The organism is Paenalcaligenes hermetiae (assembly GCF_039543645.1).
In the GTDB taxonomy this organism is placed as follows: Bacteria; Pseudomonadota; Gammaproteobacteria; order Burkholderiales; family Burkholderiaceae_B; genus Paenalcaligenes; species Paenalcaligenes hermetiae.
Genome location: NZ_BAABKD010000011.1, coordinates 134,818 through 152,324 on the forward strand (window position 1 = coordinate 134,818; position 17,507 = coordinate 152,324).

The following is a 17,507-nucleotide window of genomic DNA, read 5'->3' on the forward strand; positions in this document are numbered from 1 at the left end:
TAAATGAAAAATTTAGCGGCTTTTTACGTATTTGATTTAGTTGGATTTATTGCTATTTAGCACAGACTGTTATGATAGGTTTTTGTTTAGGAAACCTCCCTCATGCGTTTTTTACATACTTCGGATTGGCATTTAGGCCGTGCGCTTTACGGCAAAAAACGGGATGCTGAATTTGAGGCGTTTTTTGATTGGCTATTAACAACCATTGAAAACGAACAAATTGATGTGCTTTTGGTGGCAGGGGATATTTTTGATACGACTACCCCTAGTCACACAGCACAGGCTCATTATTATCGTTTTTTGTATCAGGTGTCACAGACCTGTTGTTCGCATGTGGTGATTATCGCGGGTAACCATGATTCACCTACCTTTTTAACCGCTCCACAGGCTTTATTAAAACATCTGCATGTACATGTGGTGGGGGCGATGAGTGAGCGGATTGAGGACGAGATCATCGTCTTAGAAAAAAACGGCGAAGCGCAAGCTATTGTCTGTGCCGTGCCGTATCTGCGTGATCAGGATTTACGCCGGTTGGAAGCAGGGGAAAACCTAGACGATAAGAATAAAAAAATGGGTTTGGGGTTGATGCGGCATTATCAGGAGGTCGCCCAGCAGGCTAAGCGTTTGCAACAGCAACACCAGCAGGCTGGCTTAGCAGCGCTTCCGGTGATTGCTATGGGGCATTTGTTTGTGGCTGGCGGCAAAACCATTGATGGCGATGGGGTTCGTGATTTATATGTAGGGAATTTGGTTAAAACAGGCGTTGATATTTTCCCCGCTATTTTTGATTATGTGGCATTAGGGCATTTACACGTGCCCCAGTGTGTGGCTCAGCAGGAACATATTCGTTATAGCGGCTCACCGATACCCATGGGCTACGGCGAGGCCGGACAACAAAAACAAGTAGTGGTGGTGGATTTCACTCAGGGCACAAGAAAAATCTCTACGATAACAGTACCGCGTTTTCAGGATTTGGTACGGGTGGTAGGCGATCTGCCACAGATCCAGCAACAGCTCCAGCAGCTTGTGCAAGTGCGAAGCCAAGCGTGGCTAGAGGTGGAATATACAGGCGCAGAGCGTGTACCCCATTTGCGCCAGCAGCTAGAGCAGTGGGTAGAGGAAAGCACATTGGAAATATTGCGCATTAAAAATCCTTTGCTGATCCAGCAAACCCTACAGGCTCAGCACCAAGCTCAGCAGTTAGATGAACTTAGCCCAGTGGAAGTATTTGAACGTTGTTTAGCGGCGCACCAAGTGCCTCAAGCCCAACACCCAGCGTTATGGCATTGCTATCAGCAGATTTTGCAGCAAATTCAAGAGGATGATCAGCACGCCTAGGAAGCACCATGAAAATCTTAGAGTTACGTTTTAAAAATTTAAACTCCTTGTATGGCGAATGGTGTATTGATTTTCGGGGGGAGCCGTATGCCTCGCAAGGGATTTTTGCCTTAGTCGGGCCGACGGGTGCTGGTAAATCCACACTGCTGGATGCCATGTGTTTGGCTTTATATGGGCAAACGCCACGTTTGGGTCGTATTACGAAAAGCGATAATGAAATTATGTCGCGACATACGGGTGAATGCTATGCCGAGGTGGTTTTTGCAGGTCAGGGTGGGGTGTTTCGTTGTCATTGGGAACAACGGCGTGCGCGCAAATCCCCGACCGGTCGGTTGCAAGAGCCTGACCATCAGATAGCCGATGCCAGTACGGGTATCTTACTAGAGAGCAAACGCCGTTTGGTTGTCGACGTGGTCGAGCAAAAAACGGGCATGAATTTTGATCGCTTTCAACGTGCAGTATTATTAGCCCAAGGCCAGTTTGATGCTTTTTTGAAAGCGGATGTGGGTGAAAAGTCAGAAATGCTCGAGCAGATCACCGGCACCGCGATGTATAGTGAGATTTCTCAGCGTGTCCATGAGCAAACACGCATGGAGCAACAGCAGCTGCAGCAGTTGCAAGTCCAATTAGAAGGGGTGGCCTTATTAGCACCAGAGCAAGTCCACGCTTATCAGCTAGCGATCCAACAAGAAAAACAAGCACAGGAACAACTCCAGCAGCAGCTCAACGTGTTACAGCAGGCATCACACTGGATAGATATACAGCATTCGTTGCGTATAGAGATCCAGCAGCTCAGCGAAGAAGCGCAGCGCTTGCAACAGGCCCAGCTAGCCTTTAAACCCGATCAAGAACGCTTACTGCTTGCCCAACAGGCAGCACGGATTCAACCCTCTTATAGTAGTTTGCTACGGCTGCGGCAGCAACGACAAGAGCAAGAGCAGACATTTCAAGCGTTACAGGAGCAGCAGCGACAACAGCAGCAACAACTACTGCCACTGCAAAATACCTATGAGCAACGCCTTACCGTTTATCAGCAGTTGTTGGGGATGAGCGAGTCTTTATCACTGTGGCTTGACGAGATAGAGCAAGTAAATTATGCCCTACGCCGCTATCAGGAGACATGGCAGACTGGACAAAAGACTCAGCAGTTATGGCAGCAAAAGCATAAGCAAACTAAACAGTTACACCAGCAGAGCCAACAGGCCAAACAGCAGCTGCAACAATATCAAGAGCAAATACAGGCGCAAAACGCACACATAGCGCACTTATTAGAGGGGCGCTTATTACGCGAATGGCAAACCGAAAAAGAGCAGTTACAACGAGAGCAAGCGCTATGGTTACGCATTGCGAGTTATGAAGAACAACGGCAGCGGCTGGTAAAGGGCGAAGTCTGCCCTTTGTGTGGGGCACTAGAGCATCCTTTTGCTGAACAGGCCGCCACACAGCCAACGGAGCTAGAACAGCGTCTTGAGTTTGTTGAGCAGCGCTTGCAAGCGTTGGAGCAAGCGGAGCAGGATCTGCGTAAACTAGCGAACCAGGAACAACATGTCCACCGTGAGTTTGCCGTTTTGTATAGCCAGTGGCAGCAGAGCCGTGATCAGGAGCAAGAAAGTCTTGAAGATTATCAGCAACAGCAAGCGGAGCTCGCACAGCAACAAGCACAGCTAAGTGAACGTTGTGGGCAAACCCAGACGCACTGGCAAACGATCCACCTGCCACAAGAAAGCCGGATGATCTTGGCACCGCTATTGCGGCATGTACAGCAGGCGTTACAAAAATGGACCGAGCCGCTAACCATGCATACGTGGCCTTTCGTGCCGGTGCAAACGCTCAGGCAGCAGTGGCAAGCGCTATTACAACAAGCACGACAACAACAAGAGCGTGCAGCGCAGCAATACCAGCATGCGGAAAAAGAGGTAGATCGCCTAGCGCAACAACAGCTACAGGTAGAGCATTATCTGCAAACGTTTAAAAAAGAGATCCTAGAACAGGAACAACGTTTTGCTCAGGCTTTAGCGGGTACGTTTCAGGATGAAGCCGCCTTTTTAGCGGCGCAACTACCAGAAAAGGTATTAGCAGACCTACAGCGGAAAGAGCAACAGTTAGCCCAGCAGGCGCTAGAAAACCGTACGCTTTTAGCCAATGCCCAGCAGCGTTTAGAGCAAGAACAGCGCAAAAAACTCACCACATTGGACCAGGCAGCCCTAACCACTCAGATTGAGCAGGTAGAAAAACAGCTGCAGCATATTCAAGACAGCATCAGCCGTAACAGATATGCGCTAGAGCAACATGAAAAAGAAAAAGCCAGATGGGAAAGCCAGCAAAAGCGCGTACTTAAACAACAAGCCGTTTATGAGCAATGGTTGGCTTTGCATGAGCTCATTGGTTCTGCTGATGGTAAAAAATACCGTAATTTTGCGCAAGGATTAACTTTTGAGTTGCTGGTGGCACAAGCGAATCAGCAGTTAACAAAAATGACAGACCGGTATTTATTGCTCCATCAGACTGAACAGCCGTTGGCGCTTTTTGTAATTGATAATTATCAGGGTGGTGAAGTGCGCTCGGTGAAAAATCTTTCTGGGGGCGAAAGCTTTATTGTGAGCTTGGCATTAGCGCTAGGTTTATCGCAGATGGCCAGTCAAACGGTACAGGTAGATTCGCTCTTTTTAGATGAGGGGTTTGGGACACTGGACGAAGAAGCATTGGATGTGGCCTTAACCACCCTAGCACAACTCCAAGGCGAGGGTAAGCTGATTGGTATTATTTCTCATGTGCCAGCGCTGAAAGAGCGCATAGCAACACAGATTCATGTGCTACCCCAAGTCGGGGGGCGCAGCCGTTTGCAAGGACCAGGTTGTCGATCGATAATATAACTAATGGCAATAACCACTAGACCCACCTGTACGCGCTGTACACGACCCCAGTCGCATTGCTTGTGCGCGCAGATCCCGTACTTACCCAACCAGTCTCAGGTATTAGTATTACAACACCCAGATGAAAGTAAACACCCGTTGAATACGGCGCGTTTGGCGGTATTAGGGTTGCAGCAAGCGCAGCTATGGATAGGCGAGCGCTTTGAGGCCTTGCCCGCGTTACTCGAACGCATGGAGCAGGTTTGTGTACTTTTTCCGGCAAAAGCACACCATGTATGCCAACCCTTATCGGCTTGGAATACGAGTGTTCCCAGTTTACTTATTGTGCCTGATGGCACCTGGCGCCAAGTTCGTAAAATCATACACGCTAACCCTATATTAGAACGCTTACCACACCTAAGCCTGCCTTTAGCCGAGCCATCCGCGTATCGGGTGCGCAGAGCGCGCGAGGCGGCAGCGGTTTCCACCATAGAAGCCATTACCCGCGCTTTACAGATTTTAGAACCAGAGCAAAACTTTTCCCCGCTATTAAGACCTTTTCAAACCATGGTCGAGCAACAAATCCAAGCCATGGGGGCAGAGGTCTATGCGCGTAATTATCAGAAAAATCACTAGTGGATAGATGTAGATAAGGGTTCAGCGGGTGGGGGTGAGACGCATCTCATGCTACGATGTGAAGTTTTTATGACACAGAATGTAGTTGAGGTAAATGTGGTAAAGACAGCACAGTTAGCGCCGGTATTAAGTGGTGGAGAAGTAGAACGGCTTTTGGCCGAGACGTTGCAGCGAGAACTTAAAGGCTGGTCTAATCAACATATGTTGGTAAGAGTACGTGGTGTACTCATGAATTTGACTGCGCAACGTCGTGCTGCCGCCATGCGACAATATTCAAAACTATTTAGTGTACAGCTTGAGGCCGAAGGCACGTTAACACTAAACGCTCCGCTTAAAGTTTTAGAGCCATACGAGGACGGTGATGTTGTCGAAGTGGTTGGTTATCCGGTAGTAAATATTTATCAGGGGGTGGTATCAGTACGCTTAGAAGTCATTCAAGCTCATAACCCCTATGCACAAGAGCAACCGGAGCGCCGTGCCACCCATGCTCAGTTAGCGCAATTGCGTTCGCTCAAACCGAGACGCAATGCCTTCCCTTTGCGCCCAGTCGTCTCTGTAGATGTGATTCATTCTGCTTCCAGTACCGCTCAGGTCGATGAGGATTTTTATCAGGGCTTAGGAGAGCAAATTTCTCGCTGTCGTCTAAATGCATATCCAGTTCGTATTACTTCGGCCGAGGACATTTGCGCAGCAATTAAAGCCAGTCGAGCGGATATTCTAGTTGTTATCCGCGGTGGCGGCCCCGATGCAGATTTTTCTGTTTTTAATGATAAGGCCGTATTAGAAGCCTTTGCGCAAAAGAAAAGCTATCGAGTCACCGGCATCGGGCACAGTGGGCATTCTACACTGATGGATTTGATGGCGGATTTTGCTGCTACCGTACCCGCTGAAGCGGGGGCGCATATTCAATCACAACTTAATCATATGGCAGGGCTGGTGGAGCAATATGAAAATAGCTTAGAACAAAGCGAATATGAAATTAGTCAGCTCCAACAGCAAATCGATGTCCTTGCTAACCAATCCGAAATAACCAAACAGCATTTGCAAGAAAATCTTAAGCAAATTCAGCCTAAATCTTCTTTTAAAAACCCTTGGCCTTATATTTTGATCATTATCTTATTAGTTTTGTTGTTTTTGAAGTAGAGTAGGTGATCAGAATAGAAGCATTATATCGCTTTATGGTTTTATTGGGCGCAGGTCACAGTACTAAGGGTTGTACCGCTTGGTCTATAGACGGGGGTAACTTACGGTGCTTGGCAAGAGCAGCAGCTTAGGTAAATACATAATGAATGAGTCTAGTTATTTTTGCCTAGTGGTTACTGTAGCGCAAAAGATTATTTAAAAATTATCCAAGAGCTTGAGCTACGATTCCAAGAGGACTCTTACCCTGTGCACTCTTTTCCAGAGCTCTCTTTATCGGCAATGCTATTTAAAGATGTTAGCTCTTCCTCATCATCAAACACCATGACTCTAGATGATGATGCATGGGACGCTGAAAATGTATTGGATAAGAGGGCGTTTTTAGAATCTTATACGATTGAAAATATTATTGCTGATGGCTGCTTTGTTGACCAAGGAAAGCTGGCCAAAATGATTTCGCAGTTAAGAAGTAAGAAAAATATCATTCTTCAGGGGCCGCCAGGAACAGGTAAAACATGGTTAGCAAAGCGGCTTGCCTATGCATTGATAGGATATAAGGATGATAATTTGCTTCGAGCCGTGCAGTTTCACCCAAATTTATCTTATGAAGATTTTGTACGTGGGTGGAGGCCATCGGCTGAGGGTAAGCTTGCTCTTACTGATGGCCCATTTCTTGAAATGATCAATAATGCCAAAAAAGATGCCAGTACCCAATATGTTGTGGTTATAGAAGAGATTAACCGTGGTAATCCTGCTCAGATTTTTGGAGAGATGCTCACTTTATTAGAGGCTGATAAGCGTACTCCAAGCGAAGCGTTAGAGCTTAGCTATCGGCGGGGGGATGGTGAAAGAGTTCATATTCCATCTAATCTGTATGTGATTGGAACAATGAATATTGCAGACCGCTCGTTAGCTTTAGTCGATCTTGCCTTGGCCCGCAGTTCGCAATAGGTCATAGTTATGTCACGCCACCTTTAAATAATAAAATAAACGATGCTTCAGCCTGGTTTCACAATGTGGTTGAAACGGAAATTGGGCCTCTTCTTGAGGAGTACTGGTTTGATGATCTGGAACGAGCCCAGCAACTTAAAGGTGCTTTGGTCAAAGGTATTTAATGTCAGCTGCCATTGAAACCCAAGACCCATCTATGTCTCAGTGACGATTAGGTAAGATCCCCGTTCGTAATTTATGGTTACTCATGCTCTATGCTTCAGATTTATATCGGTATCTTGGAGCACAGAAGGTAGCGGTAGAAGATAATCCTGAAGACATAGCAGATTTGGTTGCTGAGATTCTTTGCTCACAGGTTGAAGAGCGCCTGAAACGAAATTTAAGCTATGGCTATGAGCCTAAGGAGGCAGTGATTAATCGAGTTCGTGGCCGCATAGATATGCTTAAAACTGAAAGTCACAGGTTGCTTGAAAAAGGGAAGGTATATTGTCGTTTTGATGAGCTAACCGTAGATACGGTCCGCAATCGCTATGTTTTATCTGCTCTAGAGTGTTTATTAAAGCTCAATATTAAAGCGTCTCTTGCACGTAGATGTCGAGCCTTAATATTGAGCTTAGAGCGTCTGGGGGTTAGTAAAGTTAAGCCAATTAATTACAACATGAAATCAGAGAGATTTGGTCGTCATGATGTGGCCGATCAAAAAATGCTAGCGGCAGCTCAGTTGGCTTTTTCTCTCGCTTTACCTACAGAGGTTGGGTAATCCCCCCACCAAACCGTAGTGCTTTAAAGTAGAATTTCTCGAAAAGGAAATTCAATGAAAAAGTCTCGTTACACCGACAGCCAAATCATGGCCATCTTAAAACAAGCTGAAGCCGGTACAGCGACTCCAGAGCTGTGTCGTGAACACGGCATGAGCAATGCGACTTTTATAAATGGCGTGGAAAACCCGACAGTTTACGTTATGAAACGAAGTTCGGCGTAGCCACAATGGTCCAGAATACATCGCTAGAACGTTGCTTGGATGGGCAGCGCAACGTCAGATCCCTTTGTAGCAGGGCAATGTCTCAGACTCCACCCCTAAAAAATAACCAATGATATCAATGTCTTATATGGCCAAAAAACACCTCCGATTTTTTTCAAAAAGTTGACTATTTTTTGACCAAATTTTTGTTGGATAGTAGATCGGGTTTTACGTAGCATAGCTGAGTGTTCGATTGAGACAGTTTGAATTATATCGTAGATTAAGCGTGAGTGATATTAACAGTAATTATGTAAGATTGCTTATGGCAGAAGTGTTTATTTAAGCTAGAGCAGAACTACCGACTGGTGGATTCTCTAGTAACACGTCTAGGGTGGAGTAATAGGAGAGAGCTGCGCTGCGCAAGTTAGAGCGGATTGCTTGGGCGGCTTTTTCTGGGTTTTCTTCAATAAAGCCTTGGAGTAGCTCTTGAGTATATTGTAGAGAAAGAGCGCGGTATTTGGCTTCTCGTAACGTGGCTAATCGCACGGCCTCAACGTGATTGCTTAGGCGTTGGATGGTTTCGCGTAAATGGGTATTTGGCGTCATATTTAGCCAGCTAGCTCGAAAGCGATCATTGGCTTCCATATAGGCGAGGGGATCGTTTTGCTGGTGAGCTTGCTCAGTCGATTGTGCGTGAGTATTCAGAATCGCAAGCTTTTCTATGGTCGCATTCCGGCAAGCTTGCATGGCTGCCTCTGGCTCAAGCAGTAAGCGAATTTCAAAAATTTGTGCGATATCTGTAGGGGTAAATTGACGTAGGATAAAACCTCTGGATGTACCTTCGAGTAGGCCTTCATTTTTAAGTTGCATCATGGCCTCACGTACAGGCATTCGTGACACGTTTAACTCAGCAGCAATCTCATGATCGACTAAACGGTCCCCAAAACCTATTTCTCCTAATCGCATACGAGCCCTTAATAAATCGTAGACTTGTTCACGAATGTTTTTTTTGGTTGAGATGAACCGAGTGTTAGTTTTAGACATGTGCGACTGGTTTAATAATGAAAAGGCAAGATTTGGAGTGATTAGGTTGAGCATGACAAAAATGCTCTAGAACCTGCACAGGCCCATTAAAAATAAAGGATCCCATGCTCTCCATTATACCGAGTATTGGAGTACATACTGGAGTCTGGCTGACTATGCTAGCTTTGGCAAAGGGGCTATTTATAACTTCTATAGTGAGTTCTTGGGGTGTGTATTTGCATATCTGCCAAGCGCCCCAGCCAAGTTGAGCTGAGATGCGAATCATAGTATCCAGTAAAACTTGTGGGTTTTTATTTATTGCTAACCAATAAGCGGCAACGGAGTTTGAACCATGAGCTTTAACGGAGTTCATAAAGCTGTGCAAGGCCTGTTGTCTTTCTGCGTCTGGGAGTTGATTAAAAATACCCATGAGCACATCAGCTCTGAGCATAACATAGCGCCTTTCTTCATCCAAAATTTGCCCATTTTTGGTGTCCCAAATCATTCGTTCAATTAGATCCATTTTAGTCTCTGGCTCCCTGATTAGTACATTTCTTTAAACAGTATACCGTATATTAATCATGTAAATATATGAAAAATAATGGTTTTATTTTTATGGAAAACCCTTATGCTCTTATTTTCATAACAAGAAGTATAATTTTTTTCGGAGACATATATACTTTAACTAGGGGGACACCACATGCGCTCTATTTCTAGCAAGTTAAAAAAGTTAACGTGCAGTACTGTTTTAGCGCTAAGCTGTGTGGGCTTGGCTTCAGCTCAGAGCAACGAATTAAAAATTGCTTTTCCAGTAGATATTCCCTCTTGGGAACCTACGTCTGTTACTTTTCCAGCAGGGCAATCGATTTATAAAGCGGTGTTTGATTCACCTCTGTTTGTGAACGATGATCTAGAGCTCGCACCTCGCCTAATAGAACGTTGGGAGTGGCTAGATGACAGTGGTAAACGTTTAAAGGTGGCATTGCGTTCAGGGGTGTTGTTTCACGATGGGAGTGAAATGACGACGGAGGATTTAAAGTTTACGTTTGAGCGGGCCTTAAAAAAGAAAACGTTGGCTTTGAATGGCATGATGCCTAGTCTAGAGTCTGTTGAAATTATTAGTCCTTCTGAGGCCATAATCCATTTTGCTTCGCCGACGCCTACAGCCCCAATCAGTTTGGCTTTTTTGTCAGCGTATATTTTGCCCAAAGCCTATTTTGAAAAGGTGGGAGAAGAGGGGTTTATAGAGCAGCCTATTGGTGCGGGGCCTTATAAGTTGGTTGATTATCAAAGGGGATCTCGCATTACCTTAGAAGCTTTTCCCGACTATTGGGCAGGGGAGGCTCCTATAAAAAATGTGACATTTGAAATCGTGCCCGACGCATCTGCGCGTGTGGCAGCTATAGAGTCAGGCCGAGTCGATGTTTCAGTTCAGATTCCAGTCCGAGATGTGGATCGTTTGGCAGCGAACTCTAATTTAAAAGCTGAGGTCTATCCCTATAGCGAAATTTATATTTTGCAAATGCCTAGCTATAGGCCTGAGTTTCAAAATGAGCATGTACGCCGAGCTATGCATTTAGCCCTTAACAAGGAGGCTATTTCTCGTGCTTTTTATAAAAATAAGGCGCAACCCATTTCGGTATTAGCAACCGAGGGTTCTCCAGGGCATATCGATTTCAAGGTGGATTTCAATAAAGAGCTAGCCAAGGCAGAGTTAGATAAAGCGGGTTACAGCAAAGAAAACCCACTTAATATTACGTTCTACTCTACAAATAACACCTTTCCCTCTGATTATGATGTTGCCAGAGCTATAGCTCAAATGTGGGCCGAGATTGGGATTAATGCGCGTATGGAGGAGATTACTGTTGCTAAGTATCTAGAACTTAGTCATTCCTCTAGCTTAGATGGGGTGATGTTGTACAGTTGGGCTAATGCTACCGGAGACCCTGAGATTTATACGGGGCGAATTCTGGATCCTCGCTTACGTTTTTCTACCTGGAAAGAAGAAGGCTTAGCAGAGATTTTAGATGCTTTGAATACAGAAACAGATGAGTCCAAACGGATTCTTGGCTATCAAGAGTTGAATAAAACGGTTGCGGAAAATGCCTGGACGATTCCTTTATTACAATCTATTTCTACTATTGCCCATAAAAAAGATTTAAACCTTGAAACCTATCAAACAGGCTATATTTTGCCTCAGTATTATTCTTGGTAAGTAATGAAAGGCAGTGCAGTGAGTCTGTACTGCCTATTTTTTTGAGTGAGCCATGGTGAATTTTTTGTTTGGATTATTAAGAAAAATAGGTTTTATACTACTGACATCTTTTTTATTGTCTTTTATTGTTTTTTTTATTTTGAGAGCGATTCCAGCTGATCCTCTTGGTATGATGCTGCCGCCTTCAGCAACACAAGCAGATGCTGATTTACTTAGAGCTGAATTAGGTTTAGATGGCTCATTATTTTATCAGTATTGGATTTGGTTAAAGTCGGTAGCTCAAGGAGATTTAGGAAATTCTATTTTCTTTAAGCAATCAGTAAATAAGCTTCTATGGACAGCTTTGCCCGCAACTATAGAGCTATCTTTAGTCAGCTTAATGATAGCTTTAATTATTTCTATACCAGGTGGGGTTGTTTTTTATCTCATTGATAAAAAGAAAGTTGATTTTTTTGCTGATTTTTTATTGGTTTTTATTATATCTATACCTTCCTTTTTATGGGGTATTATTCTAATCATTGTGTTTGGAGTTTTTTTTCCTGTTTTACCTTTTATGGGAAGAATAGAGGGGAGTTTAGGAATAGAAGGTGGAACTGGTTTTTTGCTCTTTGATTTTTTAGTGCGAGGGAGATGGGTCCAGTTTTGGGATGCGCTTAAGCATTTATTATTACCTGCGCTAGCATTAGCTTTAGCTTTTAGTCCTATTATTATCCGCGTGCTTAAGGCAAGTTTACTCGAGGTTGAAAATGAACAATATGTGGCTGTTGCTCGTTTAAGAGGGGTTTCGGAGACTCGGGTTTTATTGGTTCACATGCTTAAAAATGCTGCTTTGCCTACCATAACTTTAATAGGAGTTCAATTTGGATTTTTATTTGGTGGAACTTTATTAATAGAGGTGATTTTCTCTTTTCCAGGTATAGGAAACCTAATGGTACAAGCTATTAAAAATCATGACTTGCCTTTGATCCAAGGTGTTGCTTTGATTTTTTGTTTAATGATTTTAGTGATTAATTTTAGTGTAGATGCCTTATATAGTATTTTAAACCCAAGGTTAAGGTGATTTTATGAAAATAAAAATAGAAAATATTAACAGAAAAATTATTATAGGCGGCAGTCTAGTTTTATTGTTTTTTGTTTTTGCTATTTTTGCTCCTTGGTTGGCTCCTAATGATCCAAATTCGCAGGATTTATTGGCTACGTTGTATCCCCCCGCATGGTTCGCTGATGGCATTGAAAAATATCCTTTGGGAACAGATTCATTGGGGCGTTGCGTACTATCAAGACTAATTTATGGAGCAAGGATTGCTTTATTAGTAGCATTGTCGGCTTCCCTAGGAACGATGCTGATAGGTAGTGTTTTAGCTATTGTTGCTGGTTATTTGGGTGGACTATTCGATAAGGTAACGAGTTCTTTAGTGGTGCTTTGGATGGCTTTTCCCCCAGTAGTTTTTTCTATGATGTTGATGGTGGGATTAGGAACAGGTGTTTTTAATGTAATTTTAGCTGTGATTTTAGTGGATTGGACGCGTTTTTATCGGGTGGTACGTTCTGAGGTTTTAGTGATTAAGCGAAGGGAATATATCTATGCTTCACAGTTACTAGGTTTTTCTCATTTGAAAATTATGCTTAAAGAGATTTTACCTAGTGTAGCTCCGCTTATTATTACTTTATTTAGTATTCAAATGGGCATCGCTATTATTGTGGAAGCTATTTTAAGTTTTGTGGGTTTGTCGGTGCCATCAGATGTAGTGGCTTGGGGGGTAATGCTAGCCGATGGGCGTGCTCATATTTATGGTGCAAGTTGGACTATTTTAGCTCCCATGATGGGGATTGTGTTTGCGGTGCTAGGTTTTAATTTGCTCAGCGATGGGCTTAGGGTTGCGTTAGATCCTAGAAATAAACGACGAGGAGAGGCGTAATGGAGAGACAAGCTGTTGTCGAGTTTGATCGAGTATCTATCTCGTTGGATTACAGAGGGCAACGAGTGGATTTGTTGAGGCAGGTATCGTTTCAAGTTGAAGCAGGAAAAACATTAGGATTAGTGGGAGAGTCAGGGGCAGGTAAAAGTATGATGGGGAGGGTGCTATCGGGGCTGTTACCTGAAAATTTAAGGCTTACTAACGGTGAGGTAAGGTTTCATGGCAAAAAGGTAACAGACTCACAGATGCGTGCCTTGCTAGGTAAAAAAATTGCCTTCATACCTCAAGAGCCTTTGTCATCGTTGAATCCAGTGATGTCCATTCAAGATCAAATGTTTGAGCATTTAAAGCGTGTAGGAGTGGCTAAGAAAGATCGTTATGCCTACAGTCTTGAGCGATTAGCTGAGGTAGGGTTGCCTGATCCGGCGGCTATTTTAGGACGTTATGCTCATCAATTATCGGGTGGACAGTGTCAGCGCGTTTTAATTGCTATGGCTTTCTCAGGAGATCCAGAGCTGATTATCGCAGATGAGCCCACTACCGCCTTAGATGTGATTACTCAAGCACAAATCATTCGTATTTTGCGTGAGGTGCAGAGACGCCATAATACAGCTGTGATTTTGATTACTCATGACTTACGGCTGGCTGCTCATGTCTGTGATGAGGTGATGGTATTGTATGCAGGCGATGTAGTAGAAAAAGGGCCCGCCCACCAAGTATTAGATCAGCCGCGACACCCTTATGCCTGGGCGTTGAAAAATGCCACACCAAATTTAACGGGTCCCCTTTATCAGTTACCGACTTTAGCTGAAATTATGCCTGGCATACAGGATATGGCTGAGCTAACGGGGTGTCGGTTTATTAAGCGTTGTCCTTTAGCGCAAGAAGCATGCCATCGTTACACTCCCATTTTGACAGGTGCACAAAGCCAAGTGGCTTGTTTGTTGGTTAATTCGCTGACCCAGCAGGTTCCTACCCAGAGACTCTCAAAGTTAGAGCAGAAGTCGCATAACCAGCCAGAGGTGTTAGTCAGTTTTGATAAGGTGGAGCAGGTCTATCAGATAGGTAAGTTTAGCAAAAAGAAAGTCATGTCTGCTTTGAAACCGTTGTCTTTGACTGTTCATGCTGGTGAGTTAGTTGGGATAGTGGGAGAGAGTGGGAGTGGCAAAAGTACGGTAGCACGTTTAATGGTGGGATTGAATACGCCGAGCTCCGGAACCATTCATGTATTAGGAAGGCCGAGGTCAACTCTAAGCAAAAGTGAAAAACTAGAGGTGTCTCGTTCTGTACAAATGATTTTTCAGGATCCTGACTCAGCTTTAAATCCGAGGAGGAAAGTGTGGGAGTTAGTAACACAAGTTTTAGAGTTGGATCCCACGTTAAGTACTGAGTGTAGGCAACAAGTGGCTGTATCTCTTATGAGTCAGGTGGGTATAGCCACTGATGCAGCTTACCGGTTTCCTGTTCAGTTATCAGGGGGACAGAAGCAGCGCATTAATATTGCGCGGGCTTTGTGTGTAGAGCCACGTTTATTGGTAGCAGATGAGGTGGTTTCTGGTTTGGATGTATCTGTGCAGGCACTCATTATGAATTTGCTGCTCAGATTAAATCAAGAGCTAGGGATTGCGGTGGTTTTTATTTCTCACGACTTATCGGTTATTCGGTATTTATGTACTCGAGTGCTCGTGATGAAAGAGGGAGAGGTGGTAGAGCAAGGGCCTACAGCCCGTGTTTTTTCACAACCCAGACATGAATATACCAAAAGCTTATTAGCAGCAGTTCCTCCTGATGACTCAACTCAATCGTGGCCATCCATCCATTTCTAAATAGATAAAAAGAGGTTGATATGAGCAAGCAAAAAGTATTGCATTTAGTAGAAGAAAAGCAGTTGCACAGTGATATTTATACGGACCCTAAGGTGTTTGAGCAGGAAATGGCAACACTGTTTCATAATGCATGGATTTATGTCGGACATGAAAGTCAGGTTCCTAATACGGGTGATTATATTTCAACTCGGATTGGTAATAGTCCCGTTCTTTTGGTCCGAGATGCTCAACAGAACATTCATGTGTTGATGAATCGTTGTGCACATAAGGGTGCGCGTTTAGTCAATGAGACTAAAGGGAACTTAGGCAAGATGGTACGCTGTCCTTACCATGCCTGGACTTATAGGTTAGATGGTTCCTTATTGTCCATTCCTATGAAAAGAGAGTATGAGGGGACTGGTTTTGAGACATGTCCAGCAGCTGCGGGCCTTAGCACAGCAGGAGATGTGGCGATTTATAGGGGATTTGTTTTTGCTCGCCTAAGCCCAGAGGGGGTAGGTTTTTACGAGTATTTTGGTGATGTGTTGCAAGCATTAGACGCGATGGCGGATAGTTCTCCTGTGGGTGAGCTGGAAGTGGCAGGCGGTTCAATTCGGAGCCGCATGAAATGTAATTGGAAGTTTTATTTAGAAAATGTGAATGATACGGTTCATCCTATCTCCACTCATGAGTCAGCTTACCATTCGGCTGAAAAGGCAGCGGAGAGGTTTGAGGGCTTGGATCCACTTTCTTTAGAGCAATTATTACCTTTTGGTTCAAATTATGATTTTTATTCTACGATGGGGGTAAAAACATTCCGGAATGGTCATAGTATTTTAGGTACCAATTTTAGTATACATACTGGATATGCAGACGTGGAAGGTTATAAAGACGCCATCAGGCAGGCTCATGGTAAAGAGCGAGCCACAGAGGTGCTCAACTTTACTCCTCAAAATGTTATTTTCTACCCCAGTATGGCAGCTAAAGGCTCTCCTCAAATCATACGGGTTTTACGTCCTGTTTCTGTGGATGAGACGTTGCTAGAGGTGTGGGTGTTCCAGCCTAAAGGTGCTTCGGAGAAACTCTTGCAAAGAGGCTTGAATTATAGCCGTTTAGTGTATTCACCAATGAGTGTCGTGGCGCATGACGATATTCATTTATTTGAAAGTCAACAAAGAAATTTGCAGGCTGATGGTAATAAATGGATTAATTTATACCGCCAGTTTGATGAAAAAGAGTTAGAGAAAGAGGTGAATGAGTTTGAGAATGCGAATAATGAATTAGTAATTAGAAATCAATACCGAGCTTGGAAAAACTTGATGCAAGAAAACTAGGGGAAATAGAAATGGAAATAGCTGATTTTATTTTTTATGAGAATAAATTATTAGATAGTGAGCGCTATGATGAATGGTATGAATTATTTGCAGAAGATGGGGTGTATTGGATACCAGGTAGTAGTCAGCAAACAGATCCAGAAAATGAAATCTCAATAGCTTTAGAAAATAAATTACTTTTAAGGTTGAGGATAGAGCGGTTGGCTCATCAGCGCGCTTTTTCTCTACAGCCACAAGTTAAAGGTTTGCGTTTGGTTCAAAATCCTTGTGTTTTGAATGCTGATATAAAATTAGGATTAATTCAGGTGGAAACCAATATTATTTACTCTGAATATCAAGCGGATAGGACTGATATTTATCCTGCCAATGTAATCTACTATCTGCAGCCTAAACAGCAGAGTTGGGAAATTGTACAGAAAAAAGTCAATCTATTAGCAGTGGATGGTCATTTGCCTTGTATCCAGTTGTTTGTGTGACTAGCAGAAGGAGGAGATCTTGCATAGAAAAATTGTTTGTGCCGAGTTGAGTAGGGAGAAAAGTTACTATTGGCTGTCTTCTCTAGTTGTACCGCGCCCTATCGCTTGGGTGACAACACTAAGTGAAAACCAAGAGGTAAATTTAGCACCGTTTAGCTCTTTCAATTACGTGGCTCATGACCCCTGCTTAATTGCGATTAATATTAATCGCAAGCAAGATGGGTCGCATAAAGACACTGCTCGCAATTTGGTTCGAGAGCGTGAGGCAGTTATACAAATGGCTGAGAAGAGTCACGTTAGGGAGTTAGATTTGAGTTCTAGGGAGTTTGATCCTAGTCAAAGTGAGGTCAAGGCATTGGGTTTATCTACACGCTCTAGTGCTTTAATACGAACTCCACGGTTGGAGTCAGGTTCTATTCAACTTGAATGTAAGCTAGATCAAGTTATTCCTCTAGGGAATGGAGTGAATGAGTTATTTATTCTAGAGGTTCTCTGTTTCCATGTGGATGAGCGTATTTTGCAGGGAGATAAGTTGATTCATAGTCATTATCAACCATTATGCCGCGTAAGTGGCCCGTATTATGCTGTCGTAGAGCAGACTTTTCAAGTATGAATCTGTAAAGATGGCTTATGTTGAACATAAACTGCCCTTAAGAAGATTGGTGATTCATCCAACTTTTTTTGGGCAATTGGTTACTCTCGGATGAAAAAAGCCAGAATCAAGCGAAAGCGTTGCTTGATATTCCTGTGATTGCTAGCTCTTGCCGCAATGGTTCAGAATACATCGCTAGAACGTTGCTTGGATTGTCCTTTCCCCGCACTCACTACTGCAGCTGCAAAAGGTGCAGGTAATGATG

At 43.8% G+C, this 17,507-nt stretch carries 15 protein-coding genes and 1 pseudogene; 14 read left to right on the forward strand and 2 right to left on the reverse strand.

Translation table 11 applies throughout. The annotated features are described in order from the left end of the window. The first annotated feature begins 102 nt into the window (after positions 1-102). The 7 genes and pseudogenes from ABD980_RS09815 to ABD980_RS09845 all read left to right on the forward strand — a co-directional run. Positions 103-1,338 (forward strand): exonuclease SbcCD subunit D C-terminal domain-containing protein, encoded by a 1,236-nt coding sequence (locus tag ABD980_RS09815; protein WP_345371374.1) that lies wholly within the window; start codon positions 103-105, stop codon positions 1,336-1,338. A gap of 8 nt (positions 1,339-1,346) precedes the next feature. Next, on the forward strand, positions 1,347-4,211 hold the full coding sequence (locus tag ABD980_RS09820; protein ID WP_345371376.1) for an AAA family ATPase: 2,865 nt from the start codon (positions 1,347-1,349) through the stop codon (positions 4,209-4,211). A 3-nt stretch (positions 4,212-4,214) separates the two neighbouring features. Continuing rightward, the gene (locus tag ABD980_RS09825; RefSeq protein WP_345371378.1) at positions 4,215-4,826 is read left to right on the forward strand and encodes a tRNA-uridine aminocarboxypropyltransferase; all 612 of its coding nucleotides are present in this window, start codon (positions 4,215-4,217) and stop codon (positions 4,824-4,826) included. 69 nt (positions 4,827-4,895) lie between these two features. Next, entirely contained in the window at positions 4,896-5,969 is a 1,074-nt protein-coding gene (locus ABD980_RS09830; RefSeq protein WP_345371380.1) for an exodeoxyribonuclease VII large subunit, read from the forward strand. 246 nt (positions 5,970-6,215) lie between these two features. After that, on the forward strand, positions 6,216-6,917 hold the full coding sequence (locus ABD980_RS09835; protein WP_345371382.1) for an McrB family protein: 702 nt from the start codon (positions 6,216-6,218) through the stop codon (positions 6,915-6,917). A 220-nt stretch (positions 6,918-7,137) separates the two neighbouring features. Then, on the forward strand, positions 7,138-7,677 hold the full coding sequence (locus ABD980_RS09840) for a 5-methylcytosine restriction system specificity protein McrC (protein ID WP_345371749.1): 540 nt from the start codon (positions 7,138-7,140) through the stop codon (positions 7,675-7,677). Positions 7,678-7,731: 54 nt separating this feature from the next. Beyond that, positions 7,732-7,862 (forward strand): annotated as a pseudogene (locus ABD980_RS09845) (transposase); the annotation flags it as partial. Between the two features lie 355 nt (positions 7,863-8,217). On the opposite strand, the gene ABD980_RS09850 reads toward ABD980_RS09845, so the two are convergent. Together ABD980_RS09850 and ABD980_RS09855 are read right to left on the reverse strand one after the other, a co-directional pair. After that, a complete protein-coding gene (locus tag ABD980_RS09850) occupies positions 8,218-8,922 on the reverse strand; it encodes a GntR family transcriptional regulator (RefSeq protein ID WP_345371384.1) in 705 nt (234 codons plus the stop codon). Next, the gene (locus ABD980_RS09855; RefSeq protein WP_345371386.1) at positions 8,915-9,424 is read right to left on the reverse strand and encodes a hypothetical protein; all 510 of its coding nucleotides are present in this window, start codon (positions 9,422-9,424) and stop codon (positions 8,915-8,917) included. Before ABD980_RS09855 ends, ABD980_RS09850 begins: the two co-directional genes overlap by 8 nt. A 177-nt stretch (positions 9,425-9,601) precedes the next feature. On the opposite strand from ABD980_RS09855, the gene ABD980_RS09860 reads away from it, so the two are divergent. Genes ABD980_RS09860 through ABD980_RS09890 form a run of 7 tightly spaced genes read left to right on the forward strand, consistent with a single transcriptional unit; the run spans position 9,602 to position 17,263 of the window. Further along, positions 9,602-11,116 (forward strand): ABC transporter substrate-binding protein, encoded by a 1,515-nt coding sequence (locus ABD980_RS09860; RefSeq protein WP_345371388.1) that lies wholly within the window; start codon positions 9,602-9,604, stop codon positions 11,114-11,116. A gap of 52 nt (positions 11,117-11,168) precedes the next feature. Further along, positions 11,169-12,176 (forward strand): ABC transporter permease, encoded by a 1,008-nt coding sequence (locus ABD980_RS09865; RefSeq protein WP_345371390.1) that lies wholly within the window; start codon positions 11,169-11,171, stop codon positions 12,174-12,176. A gap of 4 nt (positions 12,177-12,180) precedes the next feature. Then, a complete protein-coding gene (locus ABD980_RS09870) occupies positions 12,181-13,035 on the forward strand; it encodes an ABC transporter permease (protein ID WP_345371392.1) in 855 nt (284 codons plus the stop codon). Beyond that, complete coding sequence (locus ABD980_RS09875; RefSeq protein WP_345371394.1) at positions 13,035-14,861, forward strand: dipeptide ABC transporter ATP-binding protein; 1,827 nt, start codon at positions 13,035-13,037, stop codon at positions 14,859-14,861. Before ABD980_RS09870 ends, ABD980_RS09875 begins: the two co-directional genes overlap by 1 nt. 20 nt (positions 14,862-14,881) lie before the next feature. Continuing rightward, the gene (locus ABD980_RS09880) at positions 14,882-16,174 is read left to right on the forward strand and encodes an aromatic ring-hydroxylating oxygenase subunit alpha (RefSeq protein ID WP_345371396.1); all 1,293 of its coding nucleotides are present in this window, start codon (positions 14,882-14,884) and stop codon (positions 16,172-16,174) included. 11 nt (positions 16,175-16,185) lie between these two features. Next, the gene (locus ABD980_RS09885; protein WP_345371397.1) at positions 16,186-16,650 is read left to right on the forward strand and encodes an aromatic-ring-hydroxylating dioxygenase subunit beta; all 465 of its coding nucleotides are present in this window, start codon (positions 16,186-16,188) and stop codon (positions 16,648-16,650) included. 46 nt (positions 16,651-16,696) lie between these two features. After that, positions 16,697-17,263: a flavin reductase family protein gene (locus ABD980_RS09890; RefSeq protein WP_345371751.1), complete on the forward strand. Its 567-nt coding sequence runs from the start codon at positions 16,697-16,699 to the stop codon at positions 17,261-17,263. The last annotated feature ends 244 nt before the right edge of the window (positions 17,264-17,507 follow it).